This window comes from Acinetobacter sp. FB (assembly GCF_056033405.1).
In genome coordinates, this window is the sequence record NZ_CM148502.1 from 270,211 (window position 1) to 294,761 (window position 24,551).

Annotated in this window: 18 protein-coding genes, 4 tRNA genes and 1 pseudogene; 15 read left to right on the forward strand and 8 right to left on the reverse strand. The window is 39.6% G+C overall.

Translation table 11 applies throughout. The features are described 5' to 3' along the window. The first annotated feature begins 136 nt into the window (after window positions 1–136). Together AC0JIQ_RS01255 and AC0JIQ_RS01260 are read left to right on the forward strand one after the other, a co-directional pair. Complete coding sequence (locus tag AC0JIQ_RS01255; protein WP_474202403.1) at window positions 137–1,747, forward strand: hypothetical protein; 1,611 nt, start codon at window positions 137–139, stop codon at window positions 1,745–1,747. Between the two features lie 179 nt (window positions 1,748–1,926). Continuing rightward, window positions 1,927–2,862: a hypothetical protein gene (locus tag AC0JIQ_RS01260; protein WP_428980039.1), complete on the forward strand. Its 936-nt coding sequence runs from the start codon at window positions 1,927–1,929 to the stop codon at window positions 2,860–2,862. Between the two features lie 42 nt (window positions 2,863–2,904). On the opposite strand, the gene AC0JIQ_RS01265 is transcribed toward AC0JIQ_RS01260, so the two are convergent. From AC0JIQ_RS01265 to AC0JIQ_RS01295, 7 genes are all read right to left on the reverse strand, one after another. Continuing rightward, window positions 2,905–2,980, reverse strand: a tRNA-Glu gene (locus AC0JIQ_RS01265). A 37-nt stretch (window positions 2,981–3,017) separates the two neighbouring features. After that, window positions 3,018–3,093, reverse strand: a tRNA-Glu gene (locus AC0JIQ_RS01270). Between the two features lie 211 nt (window positions 3,094–3,304). Next, a complete protein-coding gene (locus AC0JIQ_RS01275) occupies window positions 3,305–4,711 on the reverse strand; it encodes an amino acid permease (protein WP_474202404.1) in 1,407 nt (468 codons plus the stop codon). Between the two features lie 117 nt (window positions 4,712–4,828). Beyond that, a tRNA-Glu gene (locus AC0JIQ_RS01280) sits at window positions 4,829–4,904 on the reverse strand. Window positions 4,905–4,930: 26 nt separating this feature from the next. After that, window positions 4,931–5,006 (reverse strand) — tRNA-Ala (locus tag AC0JIQ_RS01285). 58 nt (window positions 5,007–5,064) lie between these two features. Next, window positions 5,065–6,573, reverse strand: coding sequence for a glutamate--tRNA ligase (gltX, locus tag AC0JIQ_RS01290; protein ID WP_474202405.1), 1,509 nt, complete (start codon window positions 6,571–6,573; stop codon window positions 5,065–5,067). Window positions 6,574–6,678: 105 nt separating this feature from the next. After that, window positions 6,679–6,924 (reverse strand): DUF4179 domain-containing protein, encoded by a 246-nt coding sequence (locus AC0JIQ_RS01295; protein ID WP_413772447.1) that lies wholly within the window; start codon window positions 6,922–6,924, stop codon window positions 6,679–6,681. Window positions 6,925–7,387: 463 nt separating this feature from the next. Between AC0JIQ_RS01295 and AC0JIQ_RS01300 the strand changes: the two genes are divergently transcribed. The 8 genes and pseudogenes from AC0JIQ_RS01300 to AC0JIQ_RS01335 all read left to right on the forward strand — a co-directional run bounded on the left by AC0JIQ_RS01300 (window position 7,388) and on the right by AC0JIQ_RS01335 (window position 16,617). Beyond that, window positions 7,388–8,383: a sulfate ABC transporter substrate-binding protein gene (locus AC0JIQ_RS01300; protein WP_336938377.1), complete on the forward strand. Its 996-nt coding sequence runs from the start codon at window positions 7,388–7,390 to the stop codon at window positions 8,381–8,383. Between the two features lie 197 nt (window positions 8,384–8,580). After that, window positions 8,581–9,504 carry a 16S rRNA (cytosine(1402)-N(4))-methyltransferase RsmH gene (gene rsmH / locus AC0JIQ_RS01305; protein ID WP_050041021.1) on the forward strand — a complete coding sequence of 308 codons (924 nt, stop codon included), beginning with the start codon at window positions 8,581–8,583 and terminating at the stop codon, window positions 9,502–9,504. Further along, window positions 9,504–9,842 carry a cell division protein FtsL gene (gene ftsL / locus AC0JIQ_RS01310; protein WP_004660120.1) on the forward strand — a complete coding sequence of 113 codons (339 nt, stop codon included), beginning with the start codon at window positions 9,504–9,506 and terminating at the stop codon, window positions 9,840–9,842. The genes rsmH and ftsL overlap by 1 nt, the downstream gene beginning before the upstream one ends. Before the next feature lie 10 nt (window positions 9,843–9,852). Continuing rightward, window positions 9,853–11,686 (forward strand): annotated as a pseudogene (gene ftsI, locus AC0JIQ_RS01315) (penicillin-binding protein PBP3). A 3-nt stretch (window positions 11,687–11,689) separates the two neighbouring features. Next, window positions 11,690–13,189 (forward strand): UDP-N-acetylmuramoyl-L-alanyl-D-glutamate--2,6-diaminopimelate ligase, encoded by a 1,500-nt coding sequence (locus tag AC0JIQ_RS01320; protein WP_474202406.1) that lies wholly within the window; start codon window positions 11,690–11,692, stop codon window positions 13,187–13,189. 22 nt (window positions 13,190–13,211) lie between these two features. After that, complete coding sequence (locus tag AC0JIQ_RS01325; RefSeq protein WP_474202407.1) at window positions 13,212–14,621, forward strand: UDP-N-acetylmuramoyl-tripeptide--D-alanyl-D-alanine ligase; 1,410 nt, start codon at window positions 13,212–13,214, stop codon at window positions 14,619–14,621. Then, window positions 14,622–15,740, forward strand: coding sequence for a phospho-N-acetylmuramoyl-pentapeptide-transferase (gene mraY, locus AC0JIQ_RS01330; RefSeq protein WP_004660135.1), 1,119 nt, complete (start codon window positions 14,622–14,624; stop codon window positions 15,738–15,740). 58 nt (window positions 15,741–15,798) lie between these two features. After that, complete coding sequence (locus AC0JIQ_RS01335) at window positions 15,799–16,617, forward strand: putative RNA methyltransferase (RefSeq protein ID WP_474202408.1); 819 nt, start codon at window positions 15,799–15,801, stop codon at window positions 16,615–16,617. A 19-nt stretch (window positions 16,618–16,636) separates the two neighbouring features. On the opposite strand, the gene ponA is transcribed toward AC0JIQ_RS01335, so the two are convergent. Further along, complete coding sequence (gene ponA, locus AC0JIQ_RS01340) at window positions 16,637–19,207, reverse strand: penicillin-binding protein PBP1a (protein ID WP_474202409.1); 2,571 nt, start codon at window positions 19,205–19,207, stop codon at window positions 16,637–16,639. A 162-nt stretch (window positions 19,208–19,369) separates the two neighbouring features. On the opposite strand from ponA, the gene AC0JIQ_RS01345 reads away from it, so the two are divergent. From AC0JIQ_RS01345 to AC0JIQ_RS01365, 5 genes are read left to right on the forward strand one after another with little or no spacing between them, the layout of a single operon-like run. Continuing rightward, complete coding sequence (locus tag AC0JIQ_RS01345) at window positions 19,370–20,428, forward strand: pilus assembly protein PilM (protein WP_004660139.1); 1,059 nt, start codon at window positions 19,370–19,372, stop codon at window positions 20,426–20,428. Continuing rightward, complete coding sequence (locus AC0JIQ_RS01350) at window positions 20,428–21,078, forward strand: PilN domain-containing protein (protein WP_474202410.1); 651 nt, start codon at window positions 20,428–20,430, stop codon at window positions 21,076–21,078. Before AC0JIQ_RS01345 ends, AC0JIQ_RS01350 begins: the two co-directional genes overlap by 1 nt. Further along, complete coding sequence (locus tag AC0JIQ_RS01355) at window positions 21,075–21,824, forward strand: type IV pilus inner membrane component PilO (RefSeq protein ID WP_474202411.1); 750 nt, start codon at window positions 21,075–21,077, stop codon at window positions 21,822–21,824. The genes AC0JIQ_RS01350 and AC0JIQ_RS01355 overlap by 4 nt, the downstream gene beginning before the upstream one ends. After that, complete coding sequence (locus AC0JIQ_RS01360) at window positions 21,824–22,351, forward strand: pilus assembly protein PilP (protein ID WP_474202412.1); 528 nt, start codon at window positions 21,824–21,826, stop codon at window positions 22,349–22,351. Before AC0JIQ_RS01355 ends, AC0JIQ_RS01360 begins: the two co-directional genes overlap by 1 nt. 16 nt (window positions 22,352–22,367) lie before the next feature. Next, window positions 22,368–24,548: a type IV pilus secretin PilQ gene (locus AC0JIQ_RS01365; protein ID WP_474202413.1), complete on the forward strand. Its 2,181-nt coding sequence runs from the start codon at window positions 22,368–22,370 to the stop codon at window positions 24,546–24,548. The last annotated feature ends 3 nt before the right edge of the window (window positions 24,549–24,551 follow it).

Consider the following 24,551-nt stretch of genomic DNA (forward strand, 5'->3'; position numbering starts at 1 on the left):
TTTGTACTATCTTTAAAATATTAAATTGATTCGAGCAATCAATATCGGTCGCAGCTCGTCTAAACCTGTTCGCTAAAATAATATCAGTCATGCTAATTTGTGAACTGAATGTGTTGAATAATGCGCAAGGAATCGCATGCTGCCTACCAAACTTCTAAAATTACGATTAGCTCGCATCGAAAAGGGCAAAGGTCATCTTTCGACCCAAGACAAGCTAATGTTGGTTAGCATGGAGAGTCCTGATTTAAGTGCAAATTTTTTTTTAAGATTGTTTAAAGTCTCGTTACCAAAGCAATGGAAATTCCAGCATGAGACAGATGAAGATATTCTATATACATCACAACTTATCAAATTAATTGAAAACGAATTTATTCCAAGTTATGAATCTCATGCCAGAAAACATGCATGGTATGAACAATGCTTGGTTTATCAGCTTAATTTTGTTGTGCCTCAACCGACACAGCCACAAATCAATCTTTATTTACGTCAGCTAGATAAATGTTTAGATCAACAACCTAAGATTGATTTATTGCTTTATTTTCAACAGCAATATCCAAGTGCAAAGCATGCGGTGGCTTTAGCAAAAGCCTATGCAGGCGCAGAACAATATACGGAAGCGATCAAACAGCATGAATGGGCTTCACAGCAGTCTATACAGCGGAGTGAAATTGCTTTTTATGCATATATAGAGTGTTTGGTAAATCGCAACCAGTCTGAGTACATGCTCAATGTAAGCGATGTTGAATATGCAATTGATTTACTCTCTAAATTTGAAAAACCAGTTGATCAAAAAACCTATCTAAATATGTTGAAATCTGCGGTAAATGCTTTGTTGCCAGCAGTAATACTGCAAACGCAAGCGATAGAAACGAATATTTGGGCAGATGTTGGGCATAGCTTAAATTCACTGGGCAAGTCAATCGGTGGAATGCTAGGCGGACGGGATTTTCAGCTTCCTTATAGTAAAGAAGTGATTGCAAATGCACCACAACTTTTAACTCATCCGCTCGTATTTGCAGGTCTTGCAGAATCTAGTGCGATACAAAATGCCCTATTACGTCTTTTGAAAAATGATCAACAGTGTGCTGATACTCTATTGTTGAAGTTATGGTTGGCTATTCAACAAGATATGGATATTTGGAGATGGCTGGTCGAGCCGATTCAAAGTGAACAATTTATACAGGCTTTATCTAAAGTTGAATATGAACAACAGCCGACCATTATTTCAGAGCCGATACAACTGGTCCTAGAGCAAGGGTTGATGCAATTCTTGGGTGACTTTCGTCTTGATAAACAACACGCTGAAAGACCTACTTTATATGAGCAGCGAGATATTGTCGTTAATGAAATGATGAGCTTTGCCCACATGTTCCACAAGAATATTTTAGAACCTTATTTGGTAAAGCAGCGTTATTGCTTGCAACAGTTACAATTGAATTGGATGGGTAAGCTGAGTGAAATTGCACTTTCAAGTGGTTTATTTGCTTATCAATTTGAAGCTGAACAACGTGCGCAAGCTTTATTTGATTGGATGCAACAAAAACTAGAGAAAGGTAATGACTTTGATAAAATGCAAGCCGCTTGGGTGGCATTGCGAGAAGTTAGTCATTTAGAGACAGTCGATATACAGGAAAAACTTGTTTCTATTCAAATCGCGCTAGAAAAGTATAAACAACTTCGTCTAAATCAAATGTTATTAAAAGCAGATACGGATGAAAAAGTGCAGCTCGAAGAAGGTGAAATGTAACGTTTTCTGAAACATATTTAGAAAATGGACGATTAAATTAATTTAAAAGTGTGCAACAAAAAGACGCAAATTGCGCTAAATAGCATGCTAATCTACATAAAAACAGCCAATAAGTTTATAAAACAGATTCTTGCTCATATCAAAATTGAGTTGCTGAGAAAGGGAAGAGGGAGAACATCTTGAATCGACAAGATGATAAAAAGGCAATGTTCGATATTATGCCTGCAGATATAGATTCATCTGATGAAAAACCGTCTTTATCACGTCGGTTAATCAATAAGACATTACAGCACGCACAAGATGCTGTTGAGTTTGCGAGTGACACCTCTCGAAATATCGCTGGTGTCGCAGATGCTGCTTTAGATGCCTTAGATCAGGTTACCCATCATACCAAACGTGGTGTTGAAGGGATGCGAAATACTGTTCGTGATATGGTATCAGAAACCAGTGAAGCAGCGCGTCAAGTTGCGTTGGCAATGGCACGTGCATCGTTAGGAAAAAGTAGCCTCACCTTATATTTGCCTGAAATGCTGCTCAATAATCAAATTCGGAAACGTATGGATCGTTCTGAAATTGATGATATTAAAATTGAATGTGGCAATGATCGCTTTCATATCGAATTAGATGGACACTATCGCCGTTTCCTATATCGTCTGTCTTTAGAGTTCAATGTTTTAGAATGTCGTATGGGGCAGGAAAAATATTTACGTCTTTGTCAGGTCGATGAGCATCTGGATTTACAAATTCGTCATGGTGGTACTTTAACAAATTGGGCAGCAAGACGTGTTGGTAATATCAGCTTTGAAGTGATTAATTCCTTACCGATCCCATTTTTGATCAATCACCTCATTCGTGATGTGCCAGGGATTCAAAAAGAAGGGCATCGTTTATGGTATATCGACCTTGAAGAAGCGGGTTTTATTGATTTCATTAATAACCGCTCATGGATGGTCGATAAGTTATTAAATTTGACTGATTTTAGTATTTTGCCAGGACTTAATATTTTGCAAGAGAGTCGCGAATTGGTACAACAATTAGTTGATCAATTTGAGATCCGAGGCTTACGCGTTCAGTCTGGACGTTTAGAAGTCCAAGTTGGGATTGGAAGTGAGTAAGCAATAAAAAAGCCACTATCAATGCAGTGGCTTTCTAGAATTTGGCGTCCCTACGGGGATTCGAACCCCGGTTACCGCCGTGAAAGGGCGATGTCCTAGGCCTCTAGACGATAGGGACTTATATGAGGCATACATCTGAAAACAATAATAAATATTGGCGTCCCTACGGGGATTCGAACCCCGGTTACCGCCGTGAAAGGGCGATGTCCTAGGCCTCTAGACGATAGGGACGTTTCAGAGGTGGGCGTATATTAGGGTGAATTGGATAGGGTGTCAAACACTTTTCCAAAGAAAATCTAAAAAAATCTTGTGAGTGTCTAAAAATAAAACATATCGTAGAATAAATAATCAAAATAAAGAAGTTAAAGTAAAATTATCAAGCAAGTTAATTTAAGTTAAATAAAAAATGCAGCCTAAGCTGCATTTTTTATTCATTATAATTTTATGTACGATCACGGTAGAAAACGTAGTAACTTAAATAACAAGCGGCAATAAATAGTAAGCATCCAATAAAACCAGCCTGCATTTCAGGATCGTATGCCATGCTGAGACCTGTAATTAAACAGAAAATAAAACCTAAGATGGGAACGATTGGATAAAGTGGTGCAGCAAATTTTAAATCTTTTGCTGAATGTCCAGCCTTGTACCATTGGCGTCTAAAGTTAAACTGACTCCAACAAATACTCATCCACACGATGACCATGGTAAATGCAGCAACACCTAGTAAATTTTTGAAAATTGTCTCTGGGGCAAAATGCTCAGATAGTAATCCGGGAATTGCGCCAAACATGGTTACCACTAGCGCGATGATAGGCGTACCACTCTTAGACAATTTTGAGAATATGCTTGGCAGTTGGCGTTGATCAGATAAAGACCACATCATGCGGGAAGCCGCATAGAGACCTGAGTTTGCAGCGGATAATAAGGCAGTAATAATCACGAAGCGAATAATATCATCGGCATATGGAATACCGATATATTTAAATACCGTTACGAAAGGACTGCTACTTACTCCGTCACCACCTAAGCCAGCTACATGGAATGGAAGTAATGCACTAATAACAACAATCGTACCCACAAAGAAAATTAATAGTCGCCAAATTGCCGCATTAATTGCTTTAGGAACATTTTCAGCTGGATTTTTGGTTTCACCTGCTGCAACACCAATGAGTTCAGTTCCAGAAAAGGCAAAGTTAACAATTAACATCGTGGTGAAAATTGGGAAAAGACCTTGTGGAAACCAACCATGTGCCGTTAAGTTATGAAATAACGGTGCTGATTCAGTGCCTTGGAATGGAATGAAACCAAAAATTGCGCATAAACCTAAAAGGATAAAGGCAATAACGGTAATGACTTTGACTAATGCAAGCCAAAACTCTGATTCAGCAAAAATGCGGGTTGAACTTAAATTTAATCCTAAAATCGTAATTGCAAAAATAATGGTCCAAATCCACATCGAAATATGAGGGAACCATTCTTGCATGAGTAAGGCTGCGGCGGTAAATTCTGTACCAAGCGTTGCTGTCCATGTCAGCCAATAGAGCCAAGAAATCATATAACCCGTTCCTGGGCCAATATATTTTTGAGCGTATGCGCCAAAAGATCCAGCCACAGGCATATGTACTGCGAGCTCACCTAAACAGAGCATAACCATATAGGCAATTAAACCACCTAAAAAGTAGGCAATAATTGCGCCGATAGGACCTGTTTGAGCGATGACCTCACCAGAACCTAAAAATAAACCTGTACCAATTGCACCGCCTAATGAAAGCATAACGAGGTGACGGGTGCTCATTGCACGTTTTAATGTTTTTGATTCAGAGGTAGCATTTGAGTTGGAAGATTGCATACCACAATTTGTCCAAGCGTGGAGAAGCGGGTATTTTATGTAAAATTTTGAAATGTGCAATCTGAATGAATGAATGTTTAGTTGAAAATTATAATTTTAATTATTTTGCATAAAATATGGCGTCCCTACGGGGATTCGAACCCCGGTTACCGCCGTGAAAGGGCGATGTCCTAGGCCTCTAGACGATAGGGACTTATTGAGGCAACACAAATTGAAGTTTGGTGGAGCCAAGCAGGATCGAACTGCTGACCTCTACAATGCCATTGTAGCGCTCTACCAACTGAGCTATGACCCCAGTCTGTGTGAGCGCAATATTAGGGCGAATGCGCTCACACGTCAATGATTAAACTGAATTAATTCTCACTATTTGCATCATTTTTCGGCAGTTTTAGTGATTCGTTTAATTTTTCCCAAACTTTGAGTTCTTTCTTGCTTGGTCCACCTACGATTTCTAAGGCATGACGTAAACGTGCAAAAGTCAAATCAGGACCTAGTGTCACCATAGATTGCATCACAGGCGTTGAACTCGTTGAACCCGCAATGGCTATAAAGAATGCTGGCATAAAGTCACGAAGTTTAACTTCCATTTGAGTGGCTAAATCCATCAGCGTTTGGCTGACAGTATCATTATTCCACGTAAACTGACTCTCTAAGCGCCAGATTGCAAATTGTAAGCTTTGACGAACTTGCTCTTCGGTCAATTTTTTGCTTTCAAACTGTTCTTTACTGATTTGTGGCATGTGATTGAAATAGAAACCAGCCCAATTCACAGCTTCTGAAAGTAGATTGATACGAGGTTGAATCGCAGCCGCAATGTCTTCAAGTGTTTGACGGTCGCTTTTCCATGTTAATAGGCGATCTAGAAGTTGCCCCGGTGTTAAGCCTTTGATCCATTGACCGTTCAGCCAATTAAGTTTTTCAACATCAAAGATTGGGCCGCCCAATGAAACACGCTGTACATCAAAGTTTTCAACCATGTCCTGTAATGTGAATACTTCACGCTCATCAGGCATTGACCAACCCATGCGACCTAAATAATTCAATAATGCTTCTGGTAATACACCGATGTCGCGATAGTAGTTAATAGAAGTTGGGTTCTTACGTTTAGAAAGTTTTGATTTATCTGGGTTACGTAACAATGGCATATGGCATAAAGTTGGCATTTCCCAACCAAAATATTGGTAAAGCAACTGATGCTTAGGCGCTGAAGGCAGCCATTCTTCCCCACGTAATACATGGGTAATTTCCATCAAATGATCATCCACGACATTAGCAAGATGGTAAGTTGGTAAACCATCCGTTTTTAGCAACACTTGCATGTCAACTTGTGCCCAAGGAATCTCCACTTCACCACGAAGCAAATCATTAATCTTACAAATACCATCTTCAGGTACTTTCATTCGAATGACATGTGGTTCACTCGCAGCAAGGCGTTGTTGTACTTCTTCTTGTGAAAGTTTTAAGCCGCGACCATCATATTTTGGGGTTTCACCACGTGCTTGCTGCTCTGCACGCATCTGGTCTAACTCTTCAGCTGTAGCGAAACAATAGAAAGCATGTCCTTTTTCAACCAAATCTAAGGCATATTGCTTGTAAATACCCATACGTTCCGATTGACGATACGGCGCATGAGGGCCACCCACATCTGGACCTTCTGACCAGTTCAACCCTAACCAACGTAAAGAGTCTAAAATCATCTTTTCTGATTCAGGTGTTGAACGGAGTTGATCTGTATCCTCAATACGTAAAATAAATTCACCACCGTGCTGTTTAGCAAAACATAAATTAAATAACGCAATATAAGCAGTACCTACATGAGGGAAACCTGTAGGAGAAGGCGCAATACGGGTACGAACTTTCATAAATTATCGAAGCTTAAATTAAAATTGAAACTATTATAACGAAAAAGCCTAGTCACAGCATGACTAGGCTTATTTAAACATGTAGAGCTTTACATATTTAAAAGATCAAGATGTGTGCGGTTGAAAAATAGTCTGAACAAAGCGTGAAAAACGTTCGTGTTGGCTTGCAAAGAACGTTTGTGTTGGCGTTGTACGGATGGTATTCAACATTTTTAATTCGTCATCTGTTGAAGGCAACATCGCCGTATTACGTTTTTGTTGATCAAGCGCTTTCACAATTAACGAAGACGATTTGTCTATCGTTTTAATATTATTGTTTTCTTTAATTGCAGCTGCATGTCCAACTTGAATAGAACACACCAAAAACAAGCTTAAGCATAGTGTTTTTTTAAGTTTTGATGCTTGCACGGTAACATCCCCTTCATGACTTCGAGTCTACAAGACTAACTAGATAACTATAGTATTGCTTTAATCATACGATTCAAACATAAATTTTAATAAAAAAGTATAACTGCGTCACACTTTTTACAAAAAATAATAAATAAACACATTTTTAGGTGTTGTAAGCCTATGGCTAGAATATGTGCAAATCAAATCTAGCAAGCAAATGTGTAGAAAAAGTGGAGAATGATAATTTTTCTCAAAATAAAAATAACATGAATAAACACTTAGCATTTTAACTGCAATACATCCTTAATATTACGATATATAAAAAAAAGAATAATTTCTAAATTATTGATATAACTATATGATTGTAAATTATTTTTAAATAAATATAGTGATCACAGATATACAGAAAATGAGTGAATAATAAATGAAAACAGTGATCGCCGCGGCATTACTTGCTTTGGGTTTAAATAGCATAGCGCAGGCAGCTACAACGTTTTTAAATGTATCTTATGATCCAACACGAGAGTTTTATCAAGAATATAACCAAGCATTTGGTCAATATTGGAAACAGCGTACAGGTCAAGAGGTCGATTTTAAACAATCGCATGGTGGTTCAGGCAAACAGGCACGATCGGTAATTGATGGTTTGCAGGCTGATGTTGTGACATTGGCTTTGGCGAATGATATTGATGAAATTGCCAACGCAGGTCTCATTCGTAAAGATTGGCAAAAACAATTTAAAAATAATTCTGCACCTTATACATCAACGGTCGTATTTCTTGTCCGCAAAGGAAATCCGAAAAATATCCGTGATTGGAATGATCTTACCAAAGAGGGTGTCGAAATTATTACCCCAAATCCGAAAACAGGTGGGGCACCGCGTTGGATTTATTTATCAGCATGGGGCTATGCCTTGAAACAACCCGGTGGTAATGAGACTAAAGCCCGTGATTTAGTCAAAAAATTATACCAAAATGTCAAAGTACTTGATTCGGGAGCGCGAGGTTCTTTAACTACATTCGCTGAGCGAGGTATAGGCGATGTGTTACTGTCATGGGAAAATGAAGCTTTATTGGCGACCCAAGGTTTAGGTAAAGATAAATACGATATTGTTTATCCATCAATTTCGATTTTGGCTGAGCCTTCAGTTGCGATTGTAGATAAAACCGTGGATAAAGATGGTAATCGCAATTTAGCGCGCGGTTATTTAAATTTTCTTTATTCACCTTTAGGGCAGGAACTTGCGGCAAAACATTATTTCCGTCCACGTAATCCGCAAGTTGCAGCAAAATATGCAAAACAATTTCCAAAGATCAAACTCTTCAGCATTAATGATGTATTTGGTGGATGGGCAAAAGCGCAGAAAACCCACTTTGTGAATGGTGCGATTTTTGATCAAATTTATACAGATAAACAGTAAATAAATTATATATAAAATTTGTGATTGAATATGGGAAAGCAAATACACGGAGTATTTGCTTTTTTGTTGCATAAAAAATGATAAGAAAACGGTTTTATCTATGAAAAGTTAAGAATTCTCTACAAAAAGTCGTTTGGTACTGGGATAAAACAAGGTGATAATGTGCAGTTACATTTTTAGCTATTGATCCTATTGTTATGTCGCATATTTCTGTCTTACTTCATGAAACCGTTGATGGCGTATTGGCAGGTCGCGATACTGGTATTTTTGTCGATGCAACGTTTGGCCGTGGAGGGCATACCAAGCTCTTACTTTCCAAATTGGATCAAAATGCACGTGTTTACGCCTTTGATAAAGATCCTCAGGCACTTGAAGTTGCCGCACAATTAGAACAAGAAGATCCGCGGTTTAAAATTATTCATGCCAGTTTTGCCGATATTCAGGCGGAATTAACAAATATTGGGATTACCGAAGTTGACGGCATTATGGCCGATTTGGGTGTGTCTTCACCGCAACTTGACCAAGCAGAACGTGGGTTTAGCTTTATGCAAGATGGCCCACTAGACATGCGTATGGATAATTCTCAAGGTTTAACTGCGGCTGAATGGTTGCTTGAAATCGAAGAAGAAAAATTAGCCAATATTATTTTTCAATATGGTGAAGAGCGTTATAGTCGCCGTATTGCCAAAGCCATTAAACTGGCAGGCGAAATCACCACAACAGCGCAATTGGCTGAAATTGTTAAGGTTGCACATCCAAAGTGGGAAAAACATAAACATCCTGCAACGCGTACTTTCCAAGCGATTCGTATCGCAATTAACAAAGAGCTTGATGATATTGAAACGTTTTTACCGCAAGCTGTAGAATTATTGAAAGTACAAGGACAGTTGGCTGTGATTAGCTTCCACTCTTTGGAAGATCGTTTGATTAAACAATTTATTCAAAAAGAATCAACTTTAGCGGAAGATCATGGTTGGGGAATGCCTCAAGCACAGATCGATACGCGACGTTTAAAGAAAGTGTCTCGTATTCGTGCGAGTGAAGCAGAAGTCAAAGCAAATCCTCGTTCGCGTAGTGCATGGTTGCGTGTAGCAGAGCGTTTAGAGCAGAAAGGCAGATAATGAATAAAAAGAATGATGATGAGATCATATCTAGCAGCAAGAAAGGACTGAAAAAAGTTGTAGTGTATGCTGTGCTGATTGCGATGGTATTCACAAGCGCAATGATGGTGGTCTTTCAAGTGTTTGAATATCGTCATGATTATCGTGATTTAAGTGCTTATATGCGTGAAAGAGACGATCTGAATGCAGAATGGGGGCGCTTGCTGATTGAACAACAAACGTTTGGTGCAACTGCGCAGATTGGCTCTCGTGCTGTTACACAATTGCGGATGTTTTCACCACCCGCAGCACAAACGGTTGTGATTTCTTTACCTATGACTTCAAAGCAAGACAAATAAGGCATGCTGTATGGCAGATAAGCGAAGTAAACCAATACGAAAAAAACAGCAGTCTATTTCTGAAAGACCAACACTTGCTTTAGACATGTGGCGATTTTATTTGCTTTGGGGCACGGTGTTACTGTGCTTTATTGTGTTGATTGCACGTGCATTTTATGTGCAAGTGGTCAATAAAGATTTTTTACAAAATAAAGCGAATGCCAATATTTTACGTACGGAACGCCTAGAAGCAATGCGTGGTGTGATTAGTGATCGCCACGGAGTGCCTTTAGCGATTAGTACACCGATTATGAAAATTGTGATTGACCCAAGAGATTATTGGGAAACGAAACAACAATTTGATGAAATTACTGCCGAATTAAAAAAAGATCCACATAACCGAAAATTAAAACGTCAATTACCTGATAAAAACTTGAATTTGGATGAGTTGGCTGATGTGGTTGGTGTAGACCGTGCTGATCTCAAAAAGCAAATGGAAGCTCGTCCACGCTCACGTTATTTGGTACTACAAAAAGAAATTCCACCACAGCAAGCTGATCTTATTACCAAGCGAAACTTTCAAGGGGTTTACGCTGAAAAGACGTATAAACGTTACTATCCACAACCGCAGCCGAATGCACAAATTATTGGTTTAACCAATAGTGAAGGGGTTGGGGTTGAAGGTTTAGAAATGCAACTGAATAAACAGTTGTCAGGCGTCGATGGTGAACAAAAAATTATTCGGGATAAAAAAGGTAACCGTCTTAAAGTCTCAGAAGTGATTAAAGAAGTCGAGTCAGGTGAAAATGTCACACTCAGTATCGACTCACGTTTGCAATATATTATGTATCGTGAATTGACCGCTGCTGGTGTTGCAAATAATGCTCGTTCGGCAACCGCTATTGCTGTAGATGTAAAAACTGGCGAAATTTTAGCAATGACCAGTTGGCCGTCATATAACCCAAATGATAAAAATGGTTTAGCCAACAAAGATGCAATGCGTAACCGTGGTGCAATTGATATGTTCGAACCGGGTTCGACGATGAAACCATTTACCGTTGCTGCTGCCTTAGAAAGTGGCAAATACACGCCAAACACAATCGTTAATACCTCACCAGGTTCAATGAAGTTGGGATGGCATACCATTCGTGATACACACAACTATGGTGCATTAACCCTGACAGGTATTATTGTTAAATCATCTAACGTGGGTTCAGCAAAACTCGCATTGTCACTACCAAAGGATGCAGTTCCATCATTCTTCCGTCGTGTCGGTTTTGGGCATCGTTCTGATGTGAAATTCCCGGGTGAGAGCGCAGGTCTGTTGTATTCGGGTGAGAAGTTGAACCCGTCTCAGTTAGGTACGATGGCGTATGGTTATGGCTTAAATGCAACCATTCTCCAAGTTGCACAAGGTTATGCCATGCTTGCAAACCATGGTGTGGAAATGCCATTAAGTCTAAGAAAATTAGATCAAGCACCTCAAGGTAAGCAAGTTCTTGATCCTAAGATTGCAGATCAAGTGTTATTGATGCTTGAGCAGGTTACTATGCCTGGTGGTACAGCTACACAGGCCAATATTCCTGGTTATCGTGTTGGTGGTAAAACAGGTACGGCACATAAATTACGAGCTGACCGTAAAGGTTATTCGAGTAATGAATATCGTGCTTTATTTGCTGGGGTTGCTCCAGTGAGTGATCCTCGTCTGGCGATGATTATCGTCGTTGAAAATCCTCAAGGTCGTTATTATGGTGGTCTCGTCGCAGCGCCCGTTTTTGCGAGAATTATGCAAGAATCGCTACGATTACTGAATGTACCTTTAGATAAACCACTTGATACCTCTATAAAATCCAATCCGTAGGTAGATTATGTCGATTAGTTTTCAGCAGATATATCCGATTCATATCGATGCGGCTTGGTTCACTCAGCCTTTTCAAGGCTTTTGTCTAGACAGCCGTAAGATTGAAGTTGGGCAAATTTTTATTGCTTTAAGTAGTTATAGCCAACCTGAAAAAACTCGTCAATTTGCACAAAATGCGCTGAATGCAGGAGCATTGGCGGTCATTAGTGAAACGAGTTTAGGGCTTGCGAACGAGTGGGTTTGCCCTGAAGTGCGTTTTCTTATGGGTGAATGGCAGCAGCAATATTTACAAGCGGTAGATCCTGTACAGCCATTACGTGGTATTGCTGTCACAGGTACCAATGGAAAAACCACCATTTCACGTCTGATTGCAGAACTGATAAGTTCACAAGCGAAAGGCTGTGCAGTGATGGGGACAACAGGCAATGGTATCTTGCCAAACTTGACCCCCTCAACCCACACCACTTTAGATGCCCTACAATTACAGCAGGCACTGCATGATTACGCTAAACAAGGGGCTAATTTTGTTGCACTTGAGGCGAGTTCCCATGGTCTGGAACAAGGTCGTCTGAATGGTTGCGATCTTGAAATTGCAGTTTATAGTAATTTAAGTCGTGATCATTTGGATTATCACGGTACTTTAGAGGCTTATGCAGAAGCTAAGGCGCTATTATTTAAATTTACCACTTTAAAAGTTGTTGTAATTAACATCGACGATGCACATGCAAACGTGATGCTGGCTGCTGCGAAAGAGAATCCATCAAAACCGAAAGTTTTGACTTATTCTTTGACTCAAACTTCTGCGGATTATTATATTGATCATTTGCAATATCGCTTGAGTGGTGCAAGTTTTACATTGATTAGTCCAACAGGTACTTTTGCTGTGCAAAGCCCATTGCTTGGACATTTTAATGTAGAAAATTTATTAGCAAGCTTGATTGCAGCAGAATATGCTGGTTTTTCGCTTGCTGATTTAGTGCAGTTCGTTCCGCAACTTAAGGGTGCCCCAGGACGCATGCAAGTCATTCAAGATGCGGATCGTCTATTTGTCGTTGATTATGCACATACACCTGATGCATTGATTCAGGTGTTAACCACGTTGAAACGCCATGTCACTGGACAATTATGGGCTGTATTTGGCTGCGGTGGTGATCGCGATCGCGGTAAGCGTCCTTTAATGACTCAGGCTGCGCTTGATCATGCTAATCCTGTAGTTCTCACCTCGGATAATCCACGAACTGAAAACCCTGAACAAATTTTTGCTGATATGAAGCAGGGAATTGATTTTGCAGAACACAACGTACATGAAATTCATGATCGCCGTGAAGCGATTAAATTTGTGGTCGCTCAAGCTCAAGCTGGAGATATAGTCGTGATTGCTGGCAAAGGTCATGAAAACTATCAGGAAGTAGATGGAGTTCGTCACTGGTTTGATGATGTAGTCGAAGTGCAATCTGCGATTAATGCTCAGCCGCATCCTGTAGATTCAGCTTATCCTGCACACTAAGGTTAAAAGGTAAATAAAGCGTATGCATACTTCAACAACCAGCACCGTTCCACTAGAACCTTGGACAGCAGAGCAATTACAACAAGCGACTCAAGGTGAATGGCATAATCATAAGATTCCACAAAGCGAAGTTAAGCGTATTTTGACTGACTCTCGTCACGCTGAGGCGGGCGATGCATTTCTTGCTTTAAAAGGTGAGCGCTTTGATGCTCATAACTTTATCGCTCAAGTGGCTGCGCAAGGTTGTCAGATTGCCATCGTAGAGCATCCTGTCGATGCTGATATTGCACAGCTCGTCGTCAAAGATACACGTTTGGCTTTAGGGCATCTTGGAGCATATCGCCGTCAGCAAAATCTACAGTTGAAAGTGATTGCATTAACAGGCAGTAGTGGTAAAACCACCACGAAAGAAATGTTGGGTAGTATTTTATCCCGTTTAGCACCAACCCTGATTACGCGTGGTAACCTGAATAATGATTTGGGTGCGCCGATGATGTTGCTGGAACTGCGTCAGGAGCATCAATATGCTGTGATGGAGTTGGGTGCCAGTCACCAAGGTGAAATTGATTACACCTCAAATCTGGTGCAGCCACATGTGGCGGGGATTTTGAATATTGGTACAGCGCATTTGGGTGAATTTGGTGGTCGCGAGGGCATTTGTCGCGCTAAATCAGAAATCTATTCGCATATTTTGCCTGAGGGGATATCGATCGTTCCCGCTGATGATGATTTCACAGCGACCATTCGTGAAAATGCTCAAGCTCATTCAATTCTGAGTTTTGGTCAGGGTGGAGATGTGTTTGCGACAGATGTTGAATTATATCCTCAATCAGCAAAATTCAATTTACATACTCCACAGGGTATCCGTACAGTAAATCTTCCATTTGCAGGTGCACATAACGTACAAAATGCAACTGCTGCAACAGCATTTGCCTTGGCAATTGGGATTGCGCTTGATGATATTGTACAAGGCTTAGAACAAGCACAGGGTGCCAAAGGGCGTCTGAATTTTATTCAACACCAAAATCACTTATTCATTGATGATACTTATAATGCCAATCCAACTTCAATGCGTGCAGCAGCAGAAGTTCTTGCTCAACAAACGGGCATTAAAGTGATGGTCATGGGGGATATTGGTGAGCTTGGAAGTACAGCAGCGCAACAACATTATTTGTTGGGCCGAGATTTGGTTTCGATGCAAGGTATTCATTTTGTAGTTGCAGTGGGTGAATTCTCACCTGCCACTCAAGAAGGTGCAAGAAGCACACAATACGGTAAAAAATTACAAGCTTTTCTGAATCAGGGGCAAGCTTTGTCATTTTTAATGAGTTTAGTAGAGACACATCAACCCCAGCACATGAGTTTCCTATTTAAAGGTTCTCGCTATACCCATATGGAAACGTTGATGGCTGACTTGATGGAGAAGATTTAAATGTTGTTATGGTTATTTGAACAATTGGCAGGCTATAACAGCTCTTTCCAAGTGGTTCGTTATTTAACATTACGCTCTTTGTTGAGTGTATTAACTGCTTTGACCATTGGCTTGGCTTTAGGGCCTGTGATGATCCGTAAATTACAAGCCTTAAAATATGGTCAGGCAGTAAGCTCATTTGCTCCTGAAAATCATGCGAAGAAGATGGGAACACCAACGATGGGTGGGATCTTAATTCTGCTCTCAATCGGTATTAGTACCTTATTATGGGCTGATTTATCAAACCCTTATGTTTGGATTGTATTGGGTGTTATGGTGGTCTTTGGTGCTGTTGGTTGGGCAGATGACTGGATTAAAGTTCGTTATAAAGATAATGCTGGTTTACCTGCACGTAAAAAATTCTTTTGGACTTCTGTGGCATCATTAGGTGCTGGTATTGCTTTATATCTAATTGCAAAACAACAAGATAATCCAATGAATACTGCAAATATGCTAGATTTGCTGATTCCCTTCTTTAAAAATCTCTCCATTCCACTTTCAGCGGTGCCATTTGGTCTAGCATTTATTGTTTTCACTTATTTGGTGATTAATGGGGCATCAAATGCAGTCAATCTGACGGATGGATTGGATGGACTGGCAATTATGCCAATTGTCATGGTTGCAGCAGGTTTGGGCGTATTTGCTTATTTATCAGGTGATATTCGGTTTGCCAATTATTTGCATATTTCCTATGTAAAATATACCTCTGAGCTGGTTGTGGTGTGTTCAGCTATGGTTGGCGCAGGTCTAGCTTTCCTTTGGTATAATGCACATCCTGCTCAAGTATTCATGGGTGATGTCGGGGCTTTAGCACTAGGTGCGATGCTAGGTACAATTGCTGTTATGGTTCGCCAAGAAATCGTTTTTGCGATTATGGGGGGGGTATTCGTAATGGAAGCCGTTTCTGTATTTTTACAAATTGGTTCATTGCGAATGCGGAATAAGCGCGTTTTCTTGATGGCACCTTTACACCATCATTATGAAAAACAAGGTTGGAAGGAAACACAGGTTGTTATTCGTTTTTGGATTATTACCATTTTCCTTGTTGTGTTAGGCTTAATGACCTTAAAGTTGCGTTAAACCATGATTCAAAAAGAAGCTGGTGATCACCAGCTTTTTTTATGTTTGGAGAAAATAGATGAATTTATTGATGTGTCCTGTTTGTCGCCAATCATTGAATTTGGTTGAGCGTTCTTGGCATTGTGAAAAAGGCCATAATTATGATGTCGCCAAACAAGGTTATGTCAATCTGCATGTCGTACAGCATAAGCATAGTAAGACACCAGGGGATACTGCAGAGTCGGTATTGGCCCGTCGTGAATTTTTGCAAACAGGTGCTTATCAGCCGTTACAGCAGGCGATTGTTGAACTGTTGCAGCGGCTCAAGCCGAAAACTATTTTAGATATTGGTTGTGGTGAAGGTTATTACACCAGTGCGATGCAAGTGCATACTCAACACTGTATCGGTGTGGATATTGCTAAAACTGCTGTACAACGAGCCGCAAAACTCAACTCCAAAGTCACTTGGATTGTTGGGACGGGTGCAACATTGCCCGTACAGGATTGTTCAATCGACGTATGTACTAGTTTATTTAGTCCAATTCCACAAGAAGAGATCACACGTGTTCTTCAAGAGAATGGTCATCTGATTGTGGTGACACCTGCACCTCGACATCTCTATAGGTTGCGTGAAGCTTTATTTGAGCAAGTAAATTTACACGAACCAGAAAAATTTTTAGAACATCTAGATGGTCAATTTGAATTGCAGCAACAACAGCTTGTCGAGAGTGCAATCGAGTTAGATCAACAAGCGCTAAAAAATTTGATTGCTATGACACCTTATGCTTATAAAGCGAATCCTGAACGAAGAATGATTTTAGAACAAGAACAGCATTTCTTAGTGACAGCCGCTTTTCAAATTTATGTACTCCAAAAAAGAAAGAAGCCATCAAATTGATGGCTTCTTTTGAATTTACTTATTGAATATTATTAATTAAATTTTCAATACCATCATGTTCTTTTTGAGGTGATGCTGTTCCCATCGCTGGTGGCTGTTTTTTCGCGGGAACAATAATTTGCTCTTCATCAGATGGTGCTGTATCTGGTAAATCTGAGAAGTCAGTTTGTGCGGAGCGAGTTGGTGCAACTGGAGCTGGGCGATAAAGTGGGCGTGCCAACGGTGGGGAAGCACGATATTCTTTTTGCCCTTCATTTTTCTCCAGTTGTAACTTGTCAAATGAAATTGGATCTTTCGCGTCTTTATCAAAATGTACCCAAGCCGATGGCGTATCTTTAAGTGAGTTCGCCATGAAATTTGTCCAAATTGGTAAAGCAGCAACTCCGCCGTATTCACGTCGACCGAGTGTGCGTGGTTGATCGAAACCAACCCAAGCGATTGCAACTAACTTGCCATTAAAACCTGCAAACCAAGCATCTTTTGCATCATTGGTTGTTCCTGTTTTCCCACCTAAATCGTCACGACCGATTTTAAGTGCTGCTCGTCCAGTACCATGCTGAATCACATCGCGTAAAATATTAGCCATATCATAAGCTGAGCTGGATTTTAAAATGCGTTGAGCTTGGCGATAATTACTATTTGTCGTTGCGGCTGTCTGAGAGTTAGACGCAACAGTTTCAGATGCGGCAGATACATTATCTAAAGTTTCATTGGTGATTTCATTTACAGCATCTTGCTCTTGAATAGCATCGGCTGTTGCATAGGCATTTGGATCACTAATACAAGGTATACAAGCATATTCTGGATTTGCTTCATAAATTACTTTACCTGATGCATCTTCTATTCGTTTAATAAAATGGGGCTGAATGCGATAACCGCCATTTGCAAAAGTGGCATAGCCTGTAGCCATTTGCACAGGGAGTACTTGAGGTGTTCCTAATGCGATTGTGTAGTTACGAGGAATTTGATCTTCTTGTAATCCAAAATCCATAAATAGTTGGCGTGTGCGTTCAATTCCCACAGTTTGTAATAAACGGACAGAAACCGTATTCCTTGACAAATATAATGCACGACGTAAAGGAATCATGCCTAAGTAACGTCCATCTGAGTTTTTTGGAGACCATTTGCCAATACTGATGGGGCTATCATTCACCATGCTATAAGGTGTCATACCACGTTCAAGTGCCAATGCGTAAACAAATGGTTTAATAGTTGAACCGGGTTGTCTCCACCCTTGTAACGCACGATTGAACTTAGATTGATAAAAACTATAGCCACCAACAACAGCTTCTATGGAGCCATCATTTGGATTCAAGGCAATCAATTGACCTTGAACTTTAGGAACCTGTACTAAAGACCAAACGGTTTTGTTTTCATTTGGGCGTAATCGAATAATATCTTTCACTTTAACAATTTGTGAAGCATTCGACATAGCGCCGCCTACACTGTTCGCATTCCGATAAGGGCGAACCCATGACATTCCTGCCCAATTTACGGTAACTGTTGAACCATCTTGCATCAAAGCATCAAAAGAATTGTTATTCACTTTTATGACTTGTGCTGGATAGGTATTTGCATATGGGACAAACTGGTTAAGAGGTTTGTCATGTGCTTCTGGTCCACGCCAACCATGGCGGCGATCATATGCTTCTAAACCATCTTGAATTGATTCTTCAGCGTAACGTTGGCGATTACTATCAATCGTCGTATATACCTTATATCCTGAATCAATCGCCTGCTCGCCAAAGTTTTCAACCAATTCTGAACGAACCATTTCACCAACATAAGGAAAAACATTACTGACAGAGCGATCAATCATATTAAGGTTGATTGGCTCAGCAACAGCTTTTTGGTATTGACTCTGATTAATATAGCCAAGTTGTAGCATACGCCCTAAAATCCAATTCCGGCGTTCAAGTGCTCGTTCTGGATTTACGACAGGATTGTATTTTGATGGTGCTTTAGGTAATCCTGCAATCATTGCCATTTGCGCAATGGTGAGCTGATTAATATTTTTGTTGTAATAGATTTGTGCAGCTGCAGCAATTCCGTAAGCATTTTTGCCTAAGAAGATCTTATTGACGTATGAGCTTAGAATTTCTTGTTTGGTGAGATTTTGCTCAATTTTGCGAGCAAGAAAAACTTCAGTTAGTTTGCGTTTAAGAGTTCGTTCTGGACTTAAATAATAATTTTTTGCCACCTGCATGGTAATGGTTGAACCGCCAGTTTGTACATCTGACCCTGTAATAGATTCTGTTAGTGCTCGCCCCAAGCCCTTAAAACTAATCCCATTATGCTCAAAAAATGACGAATCTTCCGCTGCTAGAAATGCATGAATAAACGCTGGTGGAATCTGTTCGTATTTCACTGGAATGGAAAGTTTACCGCCATATTCTGCAATTAACTTATTATCTGCCGTGTAAACTTGCAATGGTTTTAGTAAAGGTGCCTTTTTTAATGAACTCATATCAGGCAAAGAGGGTGCTAGATAGAGATACATGCCATAAAATCCCATTGGAAGTGAGACTAATATAATAATAAGCATCAAAAAAAATGGACGAACAATACCAGAACTGGATAGCTTTTTCATAATAAGTAAGTTTTAATAAGAGCGAATGGCAAACTAATTATGGTCAGTATATCCTTTAGCCTTACGGATTGTTAGATGAGATATTGTATCCGTATCAATTAAAGACCAAAACAAATTAGTGAGTTGTATTTTTGGGGATAAAAAAATAAATAGGAATGTACTGTGCTCAGGTTATATCGTAAACCAAATAAGGGGTTAGTAGGGGTCGATATTAGTTCGACAACTGTTAAGTTATTGGAGCTCTCTGTAAAGAACGGTAGATATTGGGTTGAAAGCTATGCTGTGATGCCACTGCCTGAAAACAGTGTCGTAGAAAAAAGCATTCTCAATCCAGAAGCAGTTGGTGACGCGCTTGAAAGAGTTGTTAACCTTGCGAATCCGCGTACGACGAATGTGGCTATAGCTGTGCCAACTTCAATGGTGATTAATAAAATCATTGAAATGGATGCAGATATGACAGCCGATGAACGAGAAGTTCAAATTCGTATGGATGCTGAGCAATACATTCCGTTCCCATTAGATGAAGTAAGTCTAGATTTTGAAGTCTTATCTGACAAACTAGCAAACCCAAATCGTGTCAATGTATTGTTAGTGGCAACGCGTACAGAAAATGTTGACACACGTGTAGAAGTTCTTGAGCTGGCTAATTTATCTGCAAAAATTGCCGATGTTGAAAGTTATGCCATGGAACGCGCTTTCAGTGTATTCGCAGACACCTTGCCAATGGGTGCAAACACAGTTGGTATTTTAGATATTGGTCATACTATGACGACCTTATCTGTTATGCAGAAAGGTAAAATTATCTATACACGTGAACAGGTGTTTGGTGGTCGACAGCTAACCCAAGATGTTCAGAGCCGTTATGGTTTGTCCTTTGAGGAGGCTGGGCGTGCAAAAAAAGAAAGAACGCTGCCTGATGATTATGATACCGAAGTTCTTGAACCTTTTTTAGATGCTGTGGTTCAACAAGCTGCGCGCTCACTTCAGTTTTTCTTTTCATCATCACAATTCAATGAGATTGACCATATTTTATTGGCAGGTGGTAATGCCAATATTCCTGGTTTAGCCAAGTTGTTACAACAAAAACTAGGTTATCGCGTCACCATTGCCAATCCATTCTTACAAATGGGCTTTTCTCCGCAAATTGATATTAAAAAAATTGAAAACGATGCTTCCTCATTGATGGTTGCATGTGGTTTAGCATTGAGGAGTTTTGATTAATGGCAAAGATTAACTTACTCCCTTGGCGTGATGAGCTAAGAGAACAAAAAAAGAAACAGTTCGTTGCATTTTGTGCTGGGGTAGCAGCATTAGGCGTAGTATCAGTTTTTTCTGGCTGGATGTATTTTGATCACAAGTTGAACGATCAAGAGCAGGCAAATCAGTTGATTGTAAGTACTAATCAGAATTTAGATACTCAACTTAAATCATTAGAAGGCTTACAAGAGAGACGTAATGCAATTATTGAGCGTATGAAGCTGATTCAGGGACTGCAAGGGCAACGCCCAGTTGCGGTACGATTGGTAGATGAGCTAGTGCGTGTAACACCACCAACAATGTATTTGACGAAATTTACTCGCACGGGTGATAAATTTTCTATCGAAGGTAAAGCTGAAAGTCCAAATACTGTGGCTGAACTTTTAAGAAATTTAGAAGCCTCGCCTTGGTATCGTAATGCTTTTATGAATTCATTTTTGGCAGCAGATGAGAAGAAAGATAAAGCAGTAAGCTCTTTGATTCCTCGAATTGAAGAGAACTATGGGACTTTTGTGGTAACTGTAGATTTGGGGGAAATAGGTACAACAGCTGAAACTGACCCAAGTTTAGAAGCTGCGACATCAGGAGCAGTGGCAGTAGGGGTGGCAAAATGAATTTAGAGAAATCCGATGATTTGAACCAGGACACCATAACTGTTAAGAAAAAGAAAATGACATTAGAGCAGTTTTTTCAGCAGTTTAATACTTTGGACATGAATAATTATGGAGGGTGGTCACTTTCTGTAAAAATTACTTGTTGGTTTTTTGTTTTTTTAGCAGTTATTGCTTTAGGCTATTTCGTTGTAATTAGATCTCAAATTGAAACAATTGCAGGTGCTGAGGCCAAAGAGCAAAGTTTATTAAATGAATTTAGAGAAAAAGATTCTAAATTACGTAATTTGCAACAATATCAAGCCCAATTACAGGAAATGGAAGCAAACTTTAATCAGCAACTGGAACAGCTGCCAAAAGAAACAGAAATTCCAAGTCTAGTTGAAGATATTAATTTAACGGGTGTTAATTCGGGGTTGAAATTTAAAAATATTCGTTTAGAAAATGAAGTAAAACAAGAATTCTTTATTGAACAACCTATTAGTATTGAGGCAACTGGGGATTATCATGCATTTGGCGCCTTTGTAACAGGAATTGCTGCATTACCTAGAATTGTTACGTTGCATGATTTTGTTGTTGAGGCGAAAGAAGATACTCTAAAAAAATCAGATATTCCAGTTATTAATTATTCTATTAAAGCCAAAACCTATCGTTATATAAGTTCTGATGAGCAGGTTGATATAGGTAAGGAATCAACTAGTCCGCCAGCTACAAATACAGCTCCAGCAGTTCAAGGAGGTCAGCACTAATGGCTAATTATAAAATATTATGTGGTCTGTTGATCAGTATTGCTTTAGTCGGATGTGACTCTCGCATAGATGCCGTAAATCAACAAATGGCAGACATTCGTAATCAACCTCCATTGCCAATTGAACCTGCACCAATATTTACTCCTGTACCATTATTTAACTATTCTGCACATCAACTTAAAAGCCCATTCATGCCAAGTTCATTGGCTGCAGAATTGAAAATTATGGCTGGTAAACGTGTTTATCCTAACCTTAATCGTCAACCTCAACCGTTAGAAAGTTATGCTTTAGAATCGTTGAATATGAAAGGTAGCATGCGTGGTAAAGCAAATGACACGATTGCCTTAATTCAAACGCCTGATGGGCAGATTGAGCGTGTTCAGGTTGGTAGTTATTTGGGAATGAATCAAGGGCGTATTGTAAAAATTAGCCCAACACAAATTGATTTAATTGAAATTGTGCCAGATGGGCGAGAAGGTTATGTGGAGAGACCGCGTACGCTCGTTTTAATTGGGCCGGCATCGTAAGATTAAGGGAATAACAATGAAAAAACAGTTTAAAGATTCTTTATTTGGGGAAGTCAAGACCATGAATCATGCATTCCGTCAATTTTCAATGGGTGCTGTGGCAATTGCAATTATGCAAATTGCATCTGCACAGGTGAGTATGACGAATATTGTTCCAATGAGCCTAGCTGACCAAGGTACTGAAATTCGTGTCATGTTTAATGGTTTACCTCCGCAACCTCAAGCTTATCAATTAGAGCAACCCTCTCGATTAATTCTCGATTTTGATAAAACACAACAAAATCTCACGCAGAAAGTGATCCCAGTATCAACAAATGAAGCTTCAACTATTGACGTTGCTGCTGATGACCAGCGTTCTCGTTTAGTGGTTAATTTAAAAGATGCTGGGGCGTTTACCACACGTGTTGAAGGGAATACTTTTATTCTTAAAATTAATTCAGTTCAACCACTAACTAGTAGTTCACGCAATACCGCAGTTACAAGACAACCCCAACAAGGCGTATCAAATATTGGCTTCCAACGAGGTGCTCAAGGAGAGGGTTTGGTCGTTGTTGATCTATTGGGTAGTAATACACCTATAGATGTGCAGCAACAAGGCAGCAAAATTGTTATCCGTACAATGGGGAACAAGATTCCAACACATTTAGCCCGTCGTTTAAATACCAACGATTTTGCAACGCCCGTTGCGAGTGTAGACGCTTATAATGACAAAGGGAATGGCGTTATTACAATTCAGTCTGCGGGTAGTTATGAATACATGGCTTACCAAGCGGAAAATAAATTAACGATTAGCCTGAAGCGTCCAGAAGATAAGTCTTCGCCGAAAGCTAAAGCTCAAGTCTATACTGGGAATAAAATTTCATTAGATTTTCAAGATATTGAAGTACGTCGAGTACTACAGTTACTAGCTGACTTTACTAGTATAAATATGGTTGCTGCGGATACGGTGCAAGGGAACATTACTTTACGTCTCAAGGATGTACCATGGGACCAAGCCTTAGATATTGTTCTTAAAACCAAGAGTCTCGATAAACGTCGTAATGGGAATGTGATCTGGATCGCACCAGTTTCAGAGTTAATTAAATCGGAAGAAGAAGAGGCTAAGGCAATTGCCCAGAGTATTAAGCTAGCACCTATTCAAACAGAATATATTAAACTAAGTTACGCAAAAGCAGCTGATATTTTAAAGCTTATAGAGGAATCTCGTGATAGTAAAGGTGGTATGTCTAATAGAACTACTAACTCAGATTCTTTGGCTTTAGAAAGCTTATTAAGCTCACGCGGGAGTGCTGTAGCTGATACTCGTACTAATACTTTAATTATTAATGATACAGCGTTAAATATTGATAAAATACGTAAGTTAATTGATTTGTTGGATGTCTCGGTGAAGCAAGTCATGATTGAAGCGCGTATCGTTAGTGCAAGCACCGATTTTACAAAGGAAATGGGTGTAAAATGGGGAATATTATCACAAGGAATTACAAGTAATAATGATCTGCTAGTTGGTGGTAGTGAGACTACGTTATGGAATTTACGAAAACCAGAAAAAGATGGTGATACTGGTGGTTGGAAATATGAAATTGAACGTCCAGATAACTTGAATGTCGATTTAGGTGCGGTAACACCTGGTGCAAGTCGTATAGCATTTGGTTTGATTAGTCTGTCTGATTTTATGTTAGATTTAGAGTTGTCAGCAGTGCAAGCCGATGGTTATGGTGAGGTGATTTCTACACCAAAAGTGATGACGGCAGACAAACAATCAGCAAAAATCGAATCTGGTAAAAAAATTCCTTATGCTTCATCAAATGGAGGGGGAGCAAATGCAGTTCCAAAAACGGAATTTATTGATGCGACATTAAGTCTAGATGTAACACCTAGTATCACGCCAGATGGTAAAGTAATGATGAAGCTTAACATTACAAAGGACTCACAAAGTACTCCTACACCAACAGGACAGTTAACCATTAATAAAAATGCAATTGATACCAATGTATTGGTTGATAATGGTGAGACTGTAGTATTAGGCGGAATTTTTGAACAAGAGAACGTTAATTCACAAACCAAAATACCTTTTTTAGGTGATTTGCCATACGTAGGGCGATTATTCCGTCGAGAGCTTAAAACGGATAATAAACGCGAACTACTTATTTTTGTGACACCAAGAATTGTTAATGACACTTTGACTAGAAATCATTAATAT

Coding starts and splice junctions, on each gene's coding strand:
- AC0JIQ_RS01255 (WP_474202403.1), top strand. CDS start 137: ATGCTGCCTACCAAACTTCTAAAATTACGATTAGCTCGCATCGAAAAG.
- AC0JIQ_RS01275 (WP_474202404.1), bottom strand. CDS start 4,711: ATGCAATCTTCCAACTCAAATGCTACCTCTGAATCAAAAACATTAAAA.
- gltX (WP_474202405.1), bottom strand. CDS start 6,573: ATGAAAGTTCGTACCCGTATTGCGCCTTCTCCTACAGGTTTCCCTCAT.
- AC0JIQ_RS01300 (WP_336938377.1), top strand. CDS start 7,388: ATGAAAACAGTGATCGCCGCGGCATTACTTGCTTTGGGTTTAAATAGC.
- rsmH (WP_050041021.1), top strand. CDS start 8,581: ATGTCGCATATTTCTGTCTTACTTCATGAAACCGTTGATGGCGTATTG.
- ftsL (WP_004660120.1), top strand. CDS start 9,504: ATGAATAAAAAGAATGATGATGAGATCATATCTAGCAGCAAGAAAGGA.
- AC0JIQ_RS01320 (WP_474202406.1), top strand. CDS start 11,690: ATGTCGATTAGTTTTCAGCAGATATATCCGATTCATATCGATGCGGCT.
- AC0JIQ_RS01325 (WP_474202407.1), top strand. CDS start 13,212: ATGCATACTTCAACAACCAGCACCGTTCCACTAGAACCTTGGACAGCA.
- mraY (WP_004660135.1), top strand. CDS start 14,622: ATGTTGTTATGGTTATTTGAACAATTGGCAGGCTATAACAGCTCTTTC.
- AC0JIQ_RS01335 (WP_474202408.1), top strand. CDS start 15,799: ATGAATTTATTGATGTGTCCTGTTTGTCGCCAATCATTGAATTTGGTT.
- ponA (WP_474202409.1), bottom strand. CDS start 19,207: ATGAAAAAGCTATCCAGTTCTGGTATTGTTCGTCCATTTTTTTTGATG.
- AC0JIQ_RS01350 (WP_474202410.1), top strand. CDS start 20,428: ATGGCAAAGATTAACTTACTCCCTTGGCGTGATGAGCTAAGAGAACAA.
- AC0JIQ_RS01355 (WP_474202411.1), top strand. CDS start 21,075: ATGAATTTAGAGAAATCCGATGATTTGAACCAGGACACCATAACTGTT.
- AC0JIQ_RS01360 (WP_474202412.1), top strand. CDS start 21,824: ATGGCTAATTATAAAATATTATGTGGTCTGTTGATCAGTATTGCTTTA.
- AC0JIQ_RS01365 (WP_474202413.1), top strand. CDS start 22,368: ATGAAAAAACAGTTTAAAGATTCTTTATTTGGGGAAGTCAAGACCATG.